Here is a 17865-nt window from a genome sequence, read left to right as displayed (position 1 = left end):
AGCTCTGCCGCTTTGGCGGGGCTTTTTTATTCTTACAATTTTTTCAAAAATAATAAGGAATACTTATGTCTTATACCTTTAATCGTCAATTTCCTGAGACTCGTCTGCGCCGCTTGCGTTATAACGATAATGTGCGTTCGATGATCCGCGAAGTTGAATTGCACCCTAAGCACTTTATCGCTCCTGTTTTTGTTTTGGAAGGGGACAATCAGCGTCAAGCCATTGCTAGCATGCCTGGCGTTGAACGTTTATCCATCGATTTGACCATTGAATATGCTAGAGCATTGTTAGCCGAGGGCGTCACCACTATCGATATCTTCCCTGTTATCGACAACTCGCTAAAAACGCCTGATGGCAAGGCCGCTTATGACGCCAACGGTCTTACTGCTCGCGCGGTCGCCGCTATCAAAGATGCGGTGCCAGAGATGGTCGTTATGACCGATGTCGCCCTTGATCCTTATACGTCTCATGGTCAAGACGGCTTACTCGATGATAGCGGTTACGTGGTCAACGATGCCACCGTCGAGGTACTCGTCAAGCAAGCACTTGTTCACGCGCGTGCAGGCGCTGATATTATCTCTCCAAGCGATATGATGGACGGTCGTATCAAAGCCATGCGCGATGCGTTTGAGTCCGAAGGTTTTGCTAATACCGCTATCATGGCCTACTCTGCCAAATACGCTTCTGCCTACTATGGCCCATTTCGCGACGCTGTCGGTAGTGCAGGCAATCTAAAGGGCGGACATAAAAAACAGTATCAGATGGACTTTGGTAATCGCGCAGAAGCTTTGCACGAGGTGGCGATGGATATCGCTGAGGGCGCAGATATGGTCATGATTAAACCCGGTCAGCCTTATTTGGATCTGATCCGCGAGGTCAAAAACACCTTTGGCGTACCAACGTTCGCATACCAAGTTTCAGGGGAATACGCGATGCATATGGCGGCGATTCAAAATGGCTGGCTGACTGATGCGGTGATATTAGAGTCGCTCATTGGCTTTCGCCGCGCTGGTGCCGATGGCATCTTGACGTATTTTGCATTAGAGGCGGCTCGCCAACTAAACCATGCTTAGTTTTTTATAACATCTAACCTCTAAAGCGAAAATATAGCGTCAGTTTACGCTTTAAACTGACGCTATATTACTTGTACATCAAGTGCACTGTCCTTTTTTGCATAATATCACCTCACGGTCTTTAGACCAAATCCCAAAAACCCATCCTTTTGCTTTATAATAACCCACCAGATTTTAGGCGATGCTTTGTACGATTAGTCTCGCTTTATCATCAACATAGATAAGCTTTGTGATCATCAGTAGTCAACTATTTTGTTTGATACAAAGCCACGTCTATTCTTTTTGTTTTTGTACTATTTGCCACAAAGGTCACCATATGAGTCAACTCAATCCTAGACAAAAAGAAGCTATGCTCTATGTATCAGGGCCGCTTTTGGTATTGGCAGGCGCAGGCTCAGGTAAGACTTCGGTGATTACGCGCAAGATTGCTTATCTTATCGAAGAATGCAATATGCCAGCTGAGCGTATCACCGCAGTGACCTTTACTAATAAAGCCGCGCGCGAGATGAAAGCGCGGGTCAGTAAATTGCTACCGAGTGAAAAGACGCGCGGATTGACGGTCTCGACGTTCCACCAATTTGGCTTACAGTTTTTACGTTATGAGCTGATTCATACCCCGCTTAAAGGCAACTTCTCTATCATGGACAGTGATGATAGCAAGCGGCTATTGATGGAGCTGATGATGCGCGATAACTTATCAGGCGCTGAGAGTCGTGAGCTGGTTGGCAAAGCGATAAAAATGATATCGGATTGGAAGAATGATCTGGTTGAGCCTGATAAAGCGATGGAAACTTTAGATGATCCAGAGGACATGATTTTTGCAACTCTCTATGCCTTATATGAGCGTAATTTGCGCGCTTATAATGCCGTCGATTTTGATGACTTGATTGTCTTGCCAACCAAGATACTACGCGAAAATCGTGAGCTGCGTGATAAATGGCAAAATCGTATTCGCTACTTACTCGTCGATGAGTATCAAGATACCAATACCGCCCAGTATGAAATGATTAAATACTTAGTTGGGCCGCAAGGGCGCTTTACTGTGGTAGGTGATGATGACCAATCTATCTATGCGTGGCGCGGCGCCAAACCTGAAAATATGGCGCTGCTCAAAGAGGACTTTCCTAAACTCAAGATCGTTATGCTTGAGCAAAATTATCGCTCGACCAGTCGTATTTTGACCTCAGCTAATGCCGTTATTCTTAATAATGAGCATCTGTTCGAAAAAAAACTGTGGTCAGATAAAGGTCAAGGCGAAAAAATTCGTATCATTAATTGCCGTAACGATGATGATGAATCTGAGCGCGTGGCAAAAGAGATCATCACCCATAAACTGCGTTTTGGTAATGAGTGGGAACAGTACGCGGTGCTCTATCGCAGTAACTTTCAGGCGCGTATGCTTGAGGCACAATTGCGCCAATTACAGATACCTTATAAGCTATCGGGTGGTCAGTCGTTCTTTGCGCGTAGTGAGATCAAAGACATTATGGGCTATTTGCGCCTGATTTTAAATCCTGAGGATGATAGTGCATTTTTGCGTATTATCAATACGCCCAAACGCGGTATGGGGCCTGCGACTTTAGAGAAACTTGGTCTATTCTCGCAAGAGCATAGCATCTCACTACTCGCCTCCTGTACCCATGGCGGGCTGTCTCATGTGTTACCAAGTAAAGCTTATGGCACGCTCAAAGAGTTTGGCGACTTTATTGAGCATTATACCCGCGCGCTCGATCAACACCCCGACCCTGTGCCAATTGTGCGTCAAATGATTGATGAGACGGGCTATATTGATTTTGTGCGTAGCGATGCTAAGACCCCGCAGCAAGAAAAAAACCGTATCGATAATATCGATATGCTCTATACCAGTATTCAATCGCTGATTAATCGCGCCGAAGAAGACGAAGACCGTACTATTGATACTATTATTCGCAAGTTAGTACTGCTTGATATGCTAGAGCAGCAGCAAGAAGAAGAAAATACCAATAAAGTCAATCTAATGACCTTGCACGCAGCAAAAGGCCTAGAGTTTGATTTTGTCTACATTATGGGACTCGAGGAAGAGATGCTACCGCACCGCAACTCTATCATGAGTGAGACGGTCGAAGAAGAACGGCGCTTGATGTATGTCGGTATTACCCGCGCGCGCCGTGAGCTGACGTTAACTTTAGCGACTCAGCGCCGTGCAGGCGGACAGATGCGCGTGACCTCAGAATCACGGTTTTTGGATGAGCTACCCGAGGATCATATTGACTGGCCTGCCAAAGCAAAAAAGAAAAAGGCTACCAAAGACCCAGAGGCTGTCGCTGATGAGTATCTGGCCAATATTCGAGCGCTGCTAGGCAATCGCTAAACGTAAATACTAACCCCTTATTTTTCCCCTTTAACCTATTGGATTGATTATGTCTGCTACTACGCCAAATCCTGATCGTCAGACCACGCTACCAGTAGACTATAATCCGTTAGAGTATAGCGCTGAATACAAGCTGTTATACTTGCAAGAATTAGTCGCTGATAAGTCCTATAACGCGATTACTGAGTTTTTGGCTAAGCAGTCTGAGTACGAAATCGCCAACCTGCTCGAGTCATTCCCGAGTCAAACCCGATTGCTCATTTGGGAGCAAATACCAGAGGAGCTAAAGGGCGAAGTGCTCGCGGAGCTAGAGGTCGAGACGCGCCAGCCCTTGATGGAGAATATCTCCTCAAAAGAGATCTCTTTATTCACCCAAGACCTTGACGCGCAAGACATCTCTGAGATCTTAGAGACCGTCACCGACACAGTGCGTACCTCAGTCATGGCGACCTTGGATGAAGACGTACGCGTTCAGGTCAATAAGCTCGACACCTATGAAGACTGGGAAGTAGGTAGCTACATGGATCCAGATATCATTCAGGTGCATGATGATATTAGTTTATCGCAAGTACAAGACTGGCTGCGCGCAGAAGAGGATTTGCTCGATGATCAAAGCCAAGAGCTACTCGTTGTGGATCAAAGCCAGCAGCTCCTTGGACTACTCAGCCTAGTGGATTTGATTAAACACGATCAAAACCTATTGGTCGCAGACTTCATCGATCCTGCAGTTACCATCAACGATCGCTTAGATATTCAGGACGCCGCTGCGATTTTTCGCTCAGAGGATATCCGTTATGCGCCTGTGATCAATGATTTTGGCGAGCTGGTCGGACAATTAAATGGCGAGGACATCATGGAGATTATCCAAGATGATGTCGATAGCACTATGAAGAATCTGGCAGGTGTCAGCCAAGACGAAGAGCTGTTCGCACCTATCTTGACCAGTGCCAAGAGTCGTAGCGTATGGTTAGGTATTAACTTGGGTACTGCGCTTTTAGCCGCAGCGGTCATCGGTCAGTTTGAAGAGGTGCTCGCGCAAGTAGTCGCCCTTGCTATTCTTATGCCCGTTGTAGCGAGTATGGGCGGCATCGCAGGCTCTCAAACGCTTACTGTGGTCATTCGCGGTATGGCGATGGGTCAAATTGGCGGGTCTAATCGTGTTTGGCTACTCAACAAAGAGCTATGGGTAGGTGCGATAAACGGTATCATCTGGGCGATAATTATGGCGTTTATTGCCCAATTGTGGTTTCATGATATCAAGATCAGTAGCGTCATTGGCTGCGCTATTGCCATTAATATGACCGCTGCCAACGTCTCTGGCATTAGTATTCCTTTGATGCTCAAACGCATGAATATCGACCCAGCTTTATCTGCTTCAGTTATCTTAACGACAGTAACTGATATCGTCGGCTTTATGTCGTTTTTGGGCTTGGCCAGCGTGCTAATTCTATAAACGAGTTAATTCTATAAACAAAATAAACAGCGAGTACGTTATGCAAGCGGTACAAGTCAAAGTTCTCAATCCTAAACTTATCAATGATGAGTCATTTGCGCTACCAACACGTGCAACTGACGGCTCAGCGGGTATCGATTTGCGCGCTTGTATAGACGCGCCTTTGACGATCAAAGCAGGTACAACGCATCTAGTCGGTACGGGATTGGCAGTTTATATTGCTGATCCCAATTATGCAGGCATGATATTGCCGCGCTCAGGTCTAGGTCACAAACACGGTATTGTACTAGGCAACCTAGTGGGTCTCATCGATGCCGACTACCAAGGCGAGCTGATGGTCAGTGTATGGAATCGTAGTGATGAGGATTTTATCCTTAATCCCGCCGATCGCATGGCGCAGTATATCGTAGTGCCCGTTGCACGTCCTGAGTTTGAGATTGTCAATGATTTTAATGATATCAGCGTACGCGGCGCAGGCGGTTTTGGTCATTCAGGTCGTCAATAAAACCCAACTATACATGCTGTTTTTTATCAATCATAATAAGGAGACGTAGTAATGATACCCCCCTTTGCTACGCAGCAGTCCTTATTTCGTGCCTACGACATTCGTGGTGATAAGCAGTATTTTACCAGTGATTTTATCACTGCCTTAGCTGATGCTTTTTTTCGGCTTTACAGTCAGTACTGTATCGATAGTAATCATCACTCAAACCACAAATTAAATACGTCTGCCCTATCGTCCCGTGAGCTGAGAGCCAAAAAGACTACCGTGATTATAGGTTTTGATGTGCGCGCTGGTAGCGAGTGTATTGCTGAGGCTCTGACCAAGCGTATACAGCAGCGAGGGCTTCAGGTCATCTACTTAGGGCTTGTTACCACACCGATGATGGCCTTTTGGACAGAGCAGTATGACGGTCATGGCATCATGGTCACCGCCAGCCATTCTCCCAAAGACATTCTCGGCGTCAAATGGTTATGTGGTAACGCCTCCCCTAGCGAAGCAGATATCCAGACGCTTTTTGAAGATTTGTCACACTCTGCTGCTATTCATGACGATACTCGTCTAAATACAACGCCTGCTACCATTAGCCTCCCTACTAATGCAGTAGCAACGCCTTATATTGAAGCTATTCAAGGTGTTTTTTCTGACATTCATACTCAAAAACACCCATCAAAAGCAGTTAAAAAATCTGCTGAGCCAAAGCTTGATATGACTATTGTAATCGACTGTATGCACGGCGCAACCAGTCGCATCGCCGCACCACTTTTTACTACGTTTTGTGCGCGAGTCATTATTATCAATGATACCCCTGATGGCACGTTTCCGATGGGTAATCCTGACCCTACCGAGCCCAATCGCTTAGCACAGCTGCAACAGATGGTCATCGTTAATCAAGCTGATATCGGCCTTGCTTTTGATGGCGATGGTGATCGGCTAATGATTGTCGATGATCGCGGTAAGGTGGTGCTCTCAGATCACCTGCTTTACCTGTTGGCAAGGGTGGCCATTACTGAGCGCTCAAAGGCGAATATCAACCCTGACTTAACTGAGCATCATTTAACTCATAAAAGCTATGCCCCAACACCGCAAGTATTATTCGATGTTAAATGCTCACATCACCTGCCTACTTTATTAGAGGATTTGGGCGCTGCGCCCGTTATCAGTAGAACCGGTAGCGGCTTTATGCGTGAACGGCTACGTTCTGATAATAGTCCTATTATATTTGCAGGGGAGTTATCAGGACATTTTATCTTTAATGATGGCTATTTTACCGCTTATGATGATGCGATGTACGCAGGCCTGCGCTTACTGCATTGGCTTGCATATACCTCAGAGCACAATCATACTTTATCGCCTGCATTTGACGCTTGGGGCGCGCCTGTAAACCGCACTACTCTTTATCGCTTAACAGATATTACCAGCCAGCTTCCAAGTATTGTCATTACCTCGGATCATTATCTACCTATGATAGATAAGGTACCAGAGTGCTCTATCATTAAGCGCTTAGCGACGCACTGTCACTATTTGCAATGCTTAGTGAATACGGTTATTGACGACACTAGCCTTTTAGATAACAACAATAGCAATGATGATAAAGCTCATCAAAACCCTTTATGCACAGCCGCTAGATGTAATAATACCTGCTGTCTGCCGCGCATAACGACTTATCAAGCGCAAGAGTTACTGCCCAAGGGTACTAAGATTACCTGTATCGATGGAGTGCGTTTAGATTTTGCACGCGGTTTTGGTGTACTGCGTCAATCCAATACCAGTCATAGTCTAACGGTGCGGTTTGCAGCGGATAGCAGCGGCGATCTAAAGACCATTCAAGCGCATTTTGTGACACTCTGCGAGTGGATTGATAAAGATTTAGCCAAGCAAATTGCTAGCATTTATCCTGAGTAACCCATTTTAATAAAAGCATCTGTATTTAAGATGCCGATTAGGAGTATATGATGTCTCTAAATTTGAACGATGCCAAAAACACCGCTGAGGTTTTGACTACCGCACTGCCCTACATTCAGCGCTTCGTCGGCAAGCTCATCGTAGTCAAATATGGCGGCAATGCGATGACTGACCCCAAGCTTGAAAGCTCATTTGCGCGCGATATTGTTTTACTCAAAACCGTTGGCATGCATCCTGTCGTCGTCCATGGCGGCGGCCCGCAAGTCGATAATTTGTTAAAAGAGCTAGGTCGTCAATCTGATCGCATCGATGGTATGCGCGTTACGGACAAGAGCACCATGGATATCGTAGAGATGGTGTTGGGCGGTCATGTCAATAAATCTATTGTCAGTCTCATTAATAAGCATGGCGGCAGCGCTATTGGCTTGACGGGCAAGGATGCCAACCTCATCCAAGCCAAAAAGCTGGTCATGAGTAAAGTTGGCGCAGATGGCTCGCAAGTTCCTGTTGATTTGGGCTTTGTCGGTGATGTGGTCAGCGTCAATAAAGACGTCATCAATATGCTCATCTCCTCCAACTTTATCCCCGTTATTGCACCACTTGGGGTCGATTCTGAAGGCAACACTTATAATATTAACGCTGACCTAGTCGCCGGTAAAGTTGCTGAATTTTTGCAAGCGGAAAAGCTTATGCTACTGACCAATATCAAAGGCGTACTTGGCCGCGATGGCGAGGTGGTCACGGGGCTTACGCCCAAAAAGGTCGACGCCCTTATCGATGATGGCACCATCTCAGGCGGTATGATTCCCAAAATTCAGTGTGCGCTTGATGCGGTACGTAGCGGTGTCAAAAGTGCCGTTATCGTCGATGGTCGCGTGCCTCATGCCACCTTACTCGAAATCTTTACCAATGAAGGCGTCGGTACCTTAATCAGTCGTGAAATTGATGCAGCAATGAGCTAAACCCTTCTACTATAAAGATGATAGCCCAAGCTTATAACACTTGGGCTTTTTTGGAAGGTTAATTTTAAATCAATACGCACAAAACTCAACTGAGCTATGGCTGCTATTGCCATATACCTTCATGCGATGATTACCTTTGCGCTCAGTAAAATACGAATTTTCATTGTCATAACGATCGCCACTTAGTCGTCCATTAGGTCCTGTGACATAAGCCACGCTGATCTGATCGTCACCGACATTACGGATGACTAAATTTTGATTGGCCATCAGCCACAAACGAAATTCTTTACCATCTTTGATATTACCAGTGAAGCTGCCGCAATAGCTGTTATCGGCAAAGGTAATCTTAGTCGAGGAATCTGCCGCTTGTGCGTTCATGGTCATCAAAGGGAGCACTGCCAGCATAGGAAGTAAAAGTAGATTTTTCATTATGTCATCCTTGTCAGTTATGATTCTAACTATGGTTTCAGCTATGATATGCAAACAGCCAACTTATATCTGCAAATCTATCATAAAACAGCCTATATGAGTGCTATATTTTATAATCTAAAACTAGGGTTTACTAAACTGCCTATCAAACACCTCTTCATCAAAGCCGCAAAGCAGTACTGATCGACCCTCAAACTGACCCTCTACTATTGGTCTTTTAATCATACTAGTATTTGCCACTAGCAAATCAATCGCGTCATCGATGCTGGCATCTGCAGCCTCTTTTTGCTCATCGGTCAATTTGCGCCATGTCGTGCCGCGTTTATTGAGTACTTTGTCTATCCTTAAAGCATCGACCCAGCGTTGTACGTCTATTTTGTTCACACCTTGCTTTTTATAGTCATGAAAACTGTAATCAACGCTAAGCTCATCGAGTTTAGCAAACGCCTTTTTCATAGTACTACAGGATTTGATACCGTAAATGGTGAGGGTCATAGTTATTCCTAAGGTTTTTATGATCAGTAATTTTATTATCGATTTTTATAAGGGTAAGCGCTTATTTATGATAAGTCTATTATTACGCTGCCCCATCGCATTTTTAGCCGATTTGCGCTATTCTAGCGTATCTAAATTTTTATTAAAATATTCAACTTTGAGCCAATTATGAACAACGCCGTAACCGCAGACCAAACCATTTCTACTGACAACCAAAACGATAACAATCACTATCAGCCGCAGCTTATAGAAGCGGCGCAGCAAGCTAAGTGGGCCACGGACAAACGTTATGAAGTGAGCAATGAACCAAGCGACAAGCCCAGCCGCTACATGCTCTCTATGTTCCCTTATCCTAGTGGCAAGCTACATATGGGACACGTGCGTAACTACACAATCTCTGACGTACTCAGCCGCTATTACCGTCTAAAGGGTTTTGAAGTTATGCAGCCTATGGGCTGGGATGGGTTTGGCTTACCTGCTGAAAACGCTGCAATTGCCAACAAGACCCCACCGGCCGAGTGGACGTTTGCCAATATCGAAAGCATGCGCGCGCAGCTCAAACTACTTGGTTTATCGGTTGATTGGTCACGTGAGTTTGCCACTTGTAGCCCAGAGTATTACCAGTGGGAGCAGTGGTTGTTTTTGCAACTGTACAAAAAGGGGCTTGTGTATAAAAAGCTTGCTACCGTCAACTGGGATCCCGTTGACAATACCGTGCTGGCCAACGAGCAAGTCATAGACGGCAAAGGCTGGCGAAGCGGCGCGCCCGTTGAAAAGCGCGACATTCCGATGTACTACTTCAACATTACCGATTATGCCGATGAGTTACTCGATGATTTGGATCAGCTAGAGGGTCATTGGCCAGCAGAAGTGCTGACTATGCAGCGCAACTGGATTGGTCGTAGTGCCGGTATGGAGGTGCACTTTCCTTATCAGATCGAGGGTCAAGACAACACCTTAGACGTCTTTACCACTCGTCCCGATACCCTCATGGGCGTCACTTATGTTGCGGTTGCTGCCGAGCATCCCTTAGCACAGTACGCTGCTGAAAATGATGAAGTCATTGCCCAGTTTAATGCGCTATGCAAAAAAGGCTCTGTCGCCGAAGCTGATCTAGCCAAAGCCGAAAAAATCGGTATGGATACAGGACTTACGGTAACCCATCCGTTAACGGGCGAGGAAGTGCCTGTTTGGGTCGCCAATTACGTGCTCATGAGTTACGGCTCAGGCGCGGTCATGGCGGTGCCAGCTCACGACGAGCGTGATTATGAATTTGCAGTCAAGTACGATTTGCCGATCAAACAAGTTATCAATACCCCCGAGGGCTATTTTGATGCTTTAAAGGCTGCGGCAAAAGCTGATGGCATCGATGTCAATCTGTCTTATACCGAGCGCAATACTTTAGTCAATTCAGGCGAGTTCGATGGTATGGATTTTGAGCAAGCCTTTGATGCTATGCTCGCCAAACTTGAACCACAAGAGCTTGCTAATAAAAAAATACAGTATCGTTTGCGTGATTGGGGCGTCTCGCGTCAGCGCTATTGGGGCTGCCCTATTCCGATGGTCAATTGCGAGCATTGTGGTACGGTGCCTGTCGAGGAGCAAGATTTGCCAGTGGTACTACCGACCAATGTCGTCCCTGATGGTCGCGGCAACCCACTCAAAAATATTCCTGAGTTTGTCAATACTACTTGCCCTAAATGCGGCAATGCTGCTGAGCGCGAGACCGATACCTTTGATACCTTTGTCGAATCGAGCTGGTACTATGCGCGCTTTGCTAGCCCGAATGATAATCAAAACATGGTCAACAAGTCGGCGGCGAATAAATGGTTGCCTGTCGATCAGTATGTCGGCGGCGTCGAACATGCGGTCATGCATCTGCTCTACGCGCGTTTTTTTCATAAGTTGATGCGCGATGAAAACTTGGTATCAGGCGACGAGCCCTTTGCCAATCTGATGACTCAAGGCATGGTGCTCGCGGGTACCTTTAACCGTGTCAATAGCGACGGCAGTACCACTTATTACTTTGCAGACGATGTCAATATCGACTACAACGAGCGCGGTCAACCGATCAAAGCCACGTTAAAGGCGGACGGCAAGCCTGTGACTATCGGCAAAATAGAAAAAATGTCCAAGTCCAAAAACAACGGCGTCGATCCGCAAACTACTATCGATCAATACGGCGCGGATACGGTACGCTTGTACACACTATTTACCGCTCCTGCCGATCAAACGCTTGAATGGTCAGATGATGCGCTCAAAGGCCCTTATAACTTCGTCAAAAAAGTCTGGCGTATTGCCAGCGACCATATGCAGGCGCTAACACAAGCAGGCTTAGAGCTAAACACGCTTAATACTACGGCATTAAGCGTAGAGGGTTTGAGTAAAGAGGCCAAAAGTCTACGCCGTAAGACGCACGAGACCATTGGCAAAATTGATAATGATTTAGGCGAGCGCTTAGCACTAAATACGCCCGTATCTAGCCTTATGGAGCTCTCCAACGAGCTTGCCAGTTTTAAAGCCAGCAGTGAGCAGGACTTACAAGTACAGCATGAAGCGCTTGTTGATTTGCTGATTATGCTATCGGTCTACGCGCCGCACGTTGGCGAGCACTTGCTTGAGCAACTAGGTCTTGATACTCAGACCCTGAACTATCCTGCTGTCGATGCTAGCGCTCTGGTGCAAGATACGGTCACTATGGTCGTGCAAGTCAATGGTAAAGTACGCGGTAGAATGGACGTGCCACCCAACAGCGATCCTGAGACTCTAAAAGCACAAGCCCGCGAGCTTGAAAGCGTCGCTAAATTCATCACTGGTGATATCAAAAAAGAGATCGTCGTACCCAATAAGCTGGTTAACATTGTAGTAGCCGGCTAACTACTGACTGGCTTAGCAACTTGGTTGGTTAAATAGTAAAGGCTTATAACAGCACACAAGGATATATGTCCATGCGAAAACAAGGCAAAAACAAGCTTGCGTCTGCCCTTCTTGCCAGCTTACCGATGTTTGCTATGCTCGGAGCAGCAGGGGTCTTAACCGGCTGCGGTTTTCAGCTACGCGGTCTTGAGGCGCCGCTGCGTTTTGAGGCGCCCAAAACGGCTATTATTGTTGAAGACAACCGCATCTCATTTCCTCTAAAATTGCCACTTACGCGGCGTTTAGAAGCCTTGGGCGTTAATGTTGTCGATGGGATGACGATCATAGAAAACACCGGCGATATCAATAATGCCTCTGGCGAAATCGCCACCATTGCTGTTAACAATGTGCGTTTTCGCCGTTATGAGCTAGTTGGCGTGTTGACTGAAATTCGTTTAGTGCTATCTGCGGATGTCACTTATCAGACAACGCAAAATGGACAGCCAATAACCTTGTCTAACCCAATTCAAGTAGAGCGCAGCTACCAATATAATGAGGCTTCGGTCAGCACCGATGATCAGCAAGGCAGCCAAATTCGTGACTGGTTATACGACAGCCTAGCGCAGCGTATCACTGATCAGTACGTCGCCATCGGTCTACCTAAAGTCGCACCTACTGCCAATCAAACGGCCTCGCAGGTGATAGAAAACTCTAGAGTCCCTATCGTTGTTACGCCAGAGATAACAACGCCAAACCCTTAAGATTAATAATCTGATTCCCTTATGCAAGAGTCCTTTATACAAGCCTATCCTAAATTATTGCAGCCTGATATTCAGGTTGCAGGGCTATGGCTTGCGCATGGAGATGAGCCGCTGCTTCACCAATGGCTTATTGATGCGCTACGGGTGCAGTGGCGCGCACAAAATTATGCTATCAAACGTATCGAGCTGATATCTGTTAAAACTTGGCAAGAAGTGCTCTCAGAATTAGGTAGCCAGTCGTTGTTTGATGATGCCAGCGCGATTATCGTGACTGGCAATCACAAGCCTGATAAAGCCATCATTAGCGAGCTTGAGCGTTTTGCGACGGACGCACAAACAGGCGCGCATAGTAACAGCCTGCTCTGGCTGACGCCAAAACAAGACAAGCGCGCTCAAAGTAGCAAATGGTTCGCCCCTTTTGCTAAGTATGGTCATATCATCGATTGCAACTTTTATGACGAGCGTGCCCGCCAGCAGTTATTACAAATCCAAGCAAAACAGTTTGGTCTAAAACTATCAAAAGACGCCTGGCAGCTTCTTATGTCACATACCGAACATCACCTGCTAAGCGCCTACCAGACCTTATGGCGACTGTCTTACCTGTTTGCGCCGCAGCTAGCAGAACAAGGTGACGGTATTGCGCTAGATATCGGTGATTTGCAGGCAGCGCTGGTGAGCGACGCGCAGTTTAGTGTGTTTGATTTATCAGATGCGATGCTGGCAGGTCACACCTCTCAAGTGGTCAAAATTATAGCTCAGCTTAGGGCGACTGATGAGCCGACGACCTTGGTACTTTGGGCAATCAGTAAAGACATGCGACATATAATGCAATTGATGGACGGTCAAGACCCTCAGAGCTTAGGTATCTGGCGCAGCAAACAAAGCCTCTACCAGCAAGCTTGCCGCCGTCACTCAAGAGAGACGACCGCAGCTTGGCCTGCGCTCCTTTATCGCTCAGATCAGGCAATCAAAGGTCTGGTTCGTCAGCCTGCTTGGGAGCTCTTATTACAAGCAGCGCTTGAGCTGTCAGGGCAAAGGTTGTTTTCATAGGTTAAATACAAATACCCTTCAACAAACAGATTGCCTTTAATCAGTAAGTAATCTCTTATCCGTAATACCTCCTCTGTTTTTACTTATATGTAGCTCAGTCATTACCTCAATTTAGTCTCTAAACGACTTCTCTCACCTTCTAGGTTTATACCCCCTTAACCTTTCGCAAACTAATTACCGTTTCATTTTGCCAATAGAGCCTTTACTATAGCTATACTCACAAGCTGCACCTGATATCACTGCAATCGGATTAAATCATGGCCAAACTGAACCAGAAAACCGCTATCAAATGGGGCGTTATTGCTCTAGTTGTCGTCGCTCTAGCGGCTATAGCTTATAATTTTTTGAAGCCCACTGAGGAGGCGCCTAATTATTTGACTGCAAGTGCTTATGTTGGCGATATTGAAAACAACGTCATGGCGTCAGGTAAGGTCAAAGCTCTAAATACCGTTGATGTCGGAGCACAGGTTTCAGGTGAAGTCACCCGGCTTTATGTTGAGGTGGGTGATGAAGTACAACAAGGCGATCTCATCGCTCAGATCGATCAAGTGACACAAAATAATAATCTGAGCAATGAGCAGGCAAGCCTTGAACAAAGTGAAGCGGCATTGCAAAGTTCGCAAGCGGAGGCCTTAAGCCGTGAAGCAGGCCTAAAAAGCGCCTACGCTGATCTTGCTAGCCGTCAATCTGAGCTTAAACAGGCCCAGTCTGACTTTGCTCGCTTACAAGGCTTGGTCGCAATCGATGCGATATCCCAGCAAGAGTATGATACCCAAGCCACTCGCGTTGAGACCGCACAAGCCGCCGTCGCCAATGCGCGCGCCGCTATCGACACGGCCAATGCCGCTATTGCAACCACCCAAGCTAACATCAATAGTCAGCGCGCCGCGCTACGCAAGTCACAAACTAACGTCAGTACGGCTGAGGAGGATCTGAGCTACACGACGATTCGCGCGCCTATATCAGGTACAGTGGTCTCGGTCACCACTGAGCAAGGTACTACGGTTAATGCCAATCAAACCGCGCCGACTATCGTCACCCTAGCTGATTTGTCAACCGTGCGTATCAACGCGCAAATCTCTGAGGCTGATGTCATCAACGTCCAAGCGGGTATGCCAGTTTATTTTAATATTATTGGTAATCCTGACCAAAAGTACGACGCTACTCTAAAGGCTATTGAACCTGCGCCAGAGAATATCAGTGACACCAGCTCCACTGATGCTGCTATTTATTATGTCGGCTACATAGAGGTACCAAACACCCAGCGCCGCTTTCGCATTGATATGACCGCACAGGTCTATATCATTGTCAACGAAGCCAAGAATGCATTGCTTATTCCTTCGGCGGCTCTACAACCTGCCAGCGCCAGCAAAAGACCTGCTGATTCCTCTGACAATACTGATATGCGTAGCGATGATGACAAAAATAGAGCGCGTGCGGATGCTAATACTACTGATAACGCCTCAACCAGCGCTGGCATGGTTCGCGTGCTCAAGGACAATGGCGAAGTCGTTGAACAACGCGTTACCGTTGGCATTAACAATCGCGTTAATGCGCAGATTTTGAGTGGACTCAGCGCAGGCGACGAAGTTGTTTTGGGTGAAGAAAAAGCAGAGGGTAGCCAAGGCGGTAGAGGCGGACGTCCCTTTTAGGGCTTGATGCTATCTACTCCTACATCGCATTTTTATATCTGATAAATATAGGTCGTCGTACCCATGGATCCCATCACACCCAGCGCTAATAACACAGCAGATGTGCCCTTGATGCAAGTTAAGGGTCTGATCAAAGAGTTTCGTGCCGGTGAGCAGACAATACGCGTGCTCCATGATATAAACCTGACTATCAATCAAGGCGAGATGGTCGCTATCATCGGGCAATCAGGCTCTGGTAAGTCCACTTTGATGAATATCTTAGGCTGCCTAGATCAAGCAACCGCTGGTGAATACCTGATATATGGTCAGCCCGTTAGTCGCTTGGACGCCGATGAGCTTGCCAAGCTGCGCCGTGAGCATTTTGGTTTTATTTTTCAACGTTATCATCTGTTAGGTGATATTAGTGCACAAGATAACGTCGCTGTGCCCGCTGTTTATGCGGGTATGGATGGGCAAGCTCGTAGCAATCGCGCTGAAAAGCTACTCTCAGATTTGGGATTAGCGGACAAGGTAGGTAATCGTCCCAATCAGCTCTCAGGTGGTCAACAGCAGCGGGTCTCTATTGCACGCGCTCTGATGAACGGTGGTGATATTATCTTGGCTGATGAGCCAACCGGAGCGCTCGATAGTAAGTCAGGCGAGGACGTTATGGCTATCTTGCATGAGCTAAAATCGCAAGGTCATACTATCATCATGGTCACTCATGATCCAGGTCTTGCGCAGCAGGCTGAGCGTGTCATTGAGCTCAAAGACGGCTACGTCATCGAGGACTACCGTACCGAGCACTATCAACAATCAGCCGTCGACAACAGAGTACAGCCAGAATCTATACTCGATACGCATCGTAAAGGTAAACTTGCCAGCTTTATAGATCGCTTGTTAGAGGCATTTAAAATGTCGCTACTTGCCATGCGCGCCCATAAGATGCGTACGCTTTTAACGATGCTTGGTATTATCATAGGTATCGCCTCAGTAGTCTCTGTCGTCGGCCTAGGCAAAGGCTCACAAGAACAGATACTAGCTAATATTAGCTCCTTAGGCACCAATACTATTACCGTAATAGACGGCTATCCTTGGGGAGATCCCAGACGCCAATATAACGATGATAATTTGACCCCACAAGATGCGCAGGCAGTCGCTAATCAACCTTATGTCGTCAGCGTCAGCCCGCAGCTCGATAGCAATATGAGTGTACGCTATCGGAACGTACAAGAAGCGGCGAGCATAAGCGGCGTAGGTCAAGACTATCTCAACGTCAGCGGAGAGACTTTAGCGCAAGGTCAAGGTTTTGATGAGCAGAGCATTTTAAAACGCACGCAAGATATCATCATCGATGACAATGCTAAGCAGACCTTTTTTGCTGATGTTGACAATCCTATCGGTGAAGTTGTGCTCATCGGTAGCGTGCCTGGGCGAGTTATTGGCGTTCTTGAGCCTAACAACAGCGGCTTTGGTGGACAAGTCGAATCGCCTACGCTTTATATGCCTTACACGACGATGATGTCACGCATAGTAGGTAGTCCTAATATCGAGCGTTTTGTCGCTCTAATTGATAATAGCATCTCCTCTTCTGCAGCAGAATCCGCCATTTCTACACTTATGGAAGGTCGTCATGGTACCGATGACTTTCGTATTCGTAACTCAGACTCTATCCGCGAAACCATTGAATCTACGACAACGGCGCTGACTTTACTCATATCATCTATCGCTATTATTTCTTTGGTCGTAGGCGGCATTGGGGTGATGAATATTATGCTAGTCTCTGTCACCGAACGCACCAATGAGATTGGCGTACGTATGGCGGTTGGCGCTCGTCAAAACGATATCATGCAGCAGTTTTTAATCGAAGCCATACTGGTCTGCATCTTAGGCGGTCTACTAGGCATTGGCCTTGCTTTTGCAATTGGCGAGTTGATCAACCGCGTTGGCGGTGACAGCTTTAAAGTTATTTACTCTCCAACCTCAATCATTGCCGCTTTTGTTTGTTCAACGCTAATAGGTATTATCTTTGGCTTCTTGCCTGCCCGTAACGCGGCCAAGCTTGATCCTGTTGAGGCCTTATCTAGAGACTAGCGCGTTAATCGCGATAACTCTGACTTAAGCAAAACTGTTTTAGAACATATAGTGTGCCAACTCAAAAAAGGCAAATACTTACCTAGGATTCACCTTTTTTTGTGGTCATGGGGTTGTATTTGTCCCAATAATATATATAATGTGCTCTCACGTTTAGGGATAGAATATCTCTTAAAGTGAAGCAAGAAATTCGTTTTACAAATAGAGTTTTTAATCAGACATCATAAAGATGTCATTTAGACTGGATTTGTAAACATAGTTTTTAGAATTTTCCCTTTAAGGAAAATTCTCTTGCGATAATTGT

Annotated in this window: 13 protein-coding genes; 11 read left to right on the top strand and 2 right to left on the bottom strand. The window is 46.5% G+C overall.

Annotated elements, in window-relative coordinates; translation table 11 throughout:
- Positions 1-65 precede the first annotated feature (65 nt).
- The 6 genes from hemB to argB all read left to right on the top strand — a co-directional run bounded on the left by hemB (position 66) and on the right by argB (position 8245).
- Positions 66-1073 (top strand): porphobilinogen synthase, encoded by a 1008-nt coding sequence (hemB, locus tag ACR64J_RS03360; RefSeq protein WP_435950418.1) that lies wholly within the window; start codon positions 66-68, stop codon positions 1071-1073.
- A gap of 316 nt (positions 1074-1389) precedes the next feature.
- Positions 1390-3423: a UvrD-helicase domain-containing protein gene (locus ACR64J_RS03355; protein WP_317200294.1), complete on the top strand. Its 2034-nt coding sequence runs from the start codon at positions 1390-1392 to the stop codon at positions 3421-3423.
- 49 nt (positions 3424-3472) lie between these two features.
- On the top strand, positions 3473-4876 hold the full coding sequence (mgtE, locus tag ACR64J_RS03350; protein ID WP_317200295.1) for a magnesium transporter: 1404 nt from the start codon (positions 3473-3475) through the stop codon (positions 4874-4876).
- Positions 4877-4916: 40 nt separating this feature from the next.
- A complete protein-coding gene (gene dut, locus ACR64J_RS03345; protein ID WP_435950417.1) occupies positions 4917-5381 on the top strand; it encodes a dUTP diphosphatase in 465 nt (154 codons plus the stop codon).
- A gap of 51 nt (positions 5382-5432) precedes the next feature.
- Positions 5433-7283: a phosphomannomutase gene (locus ACR64J_RS03340; protein WP_435950416.1), complete on the top strand. Its 1851-nt coding sequence runs from the start codon at positions 5433-5435 to the stop codon at positions 7281-7283.
- 50 nt (positions 7284-7333) lie between these two features.
- Complete coding sequence (gene argB / locus ACR64J_RS03335; RefSeq protein WP_317200298.1) at positions 7334-8245, top strand: acetylglutamate kinase; 912 nt, start codon at positions 7334-7336, stop codon at positions 8243-8245.
- 69 nt (positions 8246-8314) lie between these two features.
- Here argB and ACR64J_RS03330 read toward each other — a convergent pair whose 3' ends face one another.
- Entirely contained in the window at positions 8315-8674 is a 360-nt protein-coding gene (locus tag ACR64J_RS03330; RefSeq protein WP_435950415.1) for a hypothetical protein, read from the bottom strand.
- Between the two features lie 123 nt (positions 8675-8797).
- Positions 8798-9169, bottom strand: a complete 372-nt coding sequence (locus ACR64J_RS03325) for a Spx/MgsR family RNA polymerase-binding regulatory protein (protein WP_435950414.1) — start codon at positions 9167-9169, stop codon at positions 8798-8800.
- Positions 9170-9337: 168 nt separating this feature from the next.
- On the opposite strand from ACR64J_RS03325, the gene leuS reads away from it, so the two are divergent.
- The 5 genes from leuS (at position 9338) to ACR64J_RS03300 (ending at position 17561) form a co-directional block, all read left to right on the top strand.
- Positions 9338-12046 carry a leucine--tRNA ligase gene (gene leuS, locus ACR64J_RS03320; RefSeq protein ID WP_435950413.1) on the top strand — a complete coding sequence of 903 codons (2709 nt, stop codon included), beginning with the start codon at positions 9338-9340 and terminating at the stop codon, positions 12044-12046.
- A gap of 65 nt (positions 12047-12111) precedes the next feature.
- The gene (locus tag ACR64J_RS03315; protein WP_435950412.1) at positions 12112-12786 is read left to right on the top strand and encodes a hypothetical protein; all 675 of its coding nucleotides are present in this window, start codon (positions 12112-12114) and stop codon (positions 12784-12786) included.
- Between the two features lie 21 nt (positions 12787-12807).
- Positions 12808-13836 (top strand): DNA polymerase III subunit delta, encoded by a 1029-nt coding sequence (gene holA / locus ACR64J_RS03310; RefSeq protein ID WP_435950411.1) that lies wholly within the window; start codon positions 12808-12810, stop codon positions 13834-13836.
- Between the two features lie 257 nt (positions 13837-14093).
- On the top strand, positions 14094-15488 hold the full coding sequence (locus ACR64J_RS03305) for an efflux RND transporter periplasmic adaptor subunit (protein ID WP_435950410.1): 1395 nt from the start codon (positions 14094-14096) through the stop codon (positions 15486-15488).
- Between the two features lie 63 nt (positions 15489-15551).
- Complete coding sequence (locus ACR64J_RS03300; RefSeq protein ID WP_435950409.1) at positions 15552-17561, top strand: MacB family efflux pump subunit; 2010 nt, start codon at positions 15552-15554, stop codon at positions 17559-17561.
- Positions 17562-17865 lie beyond the last annotated feature (304 nt).

Origin of the sequence: Psychrobacter sp. DM8, assembly GCF_051307025.1 — a bacterium.
Taxonomy (GTDB): domain Bacteria; phylum Pseudomonadota; class Gammaproteobacteria; order Pseudomonadales; family Moraxellaceae; genus Psychrobacter.
The sequence above is the reverse complement of the archived record's forward strand: the minus strand, read 5'-3'. Positions and strand labels throughout refer to the sequence as shown.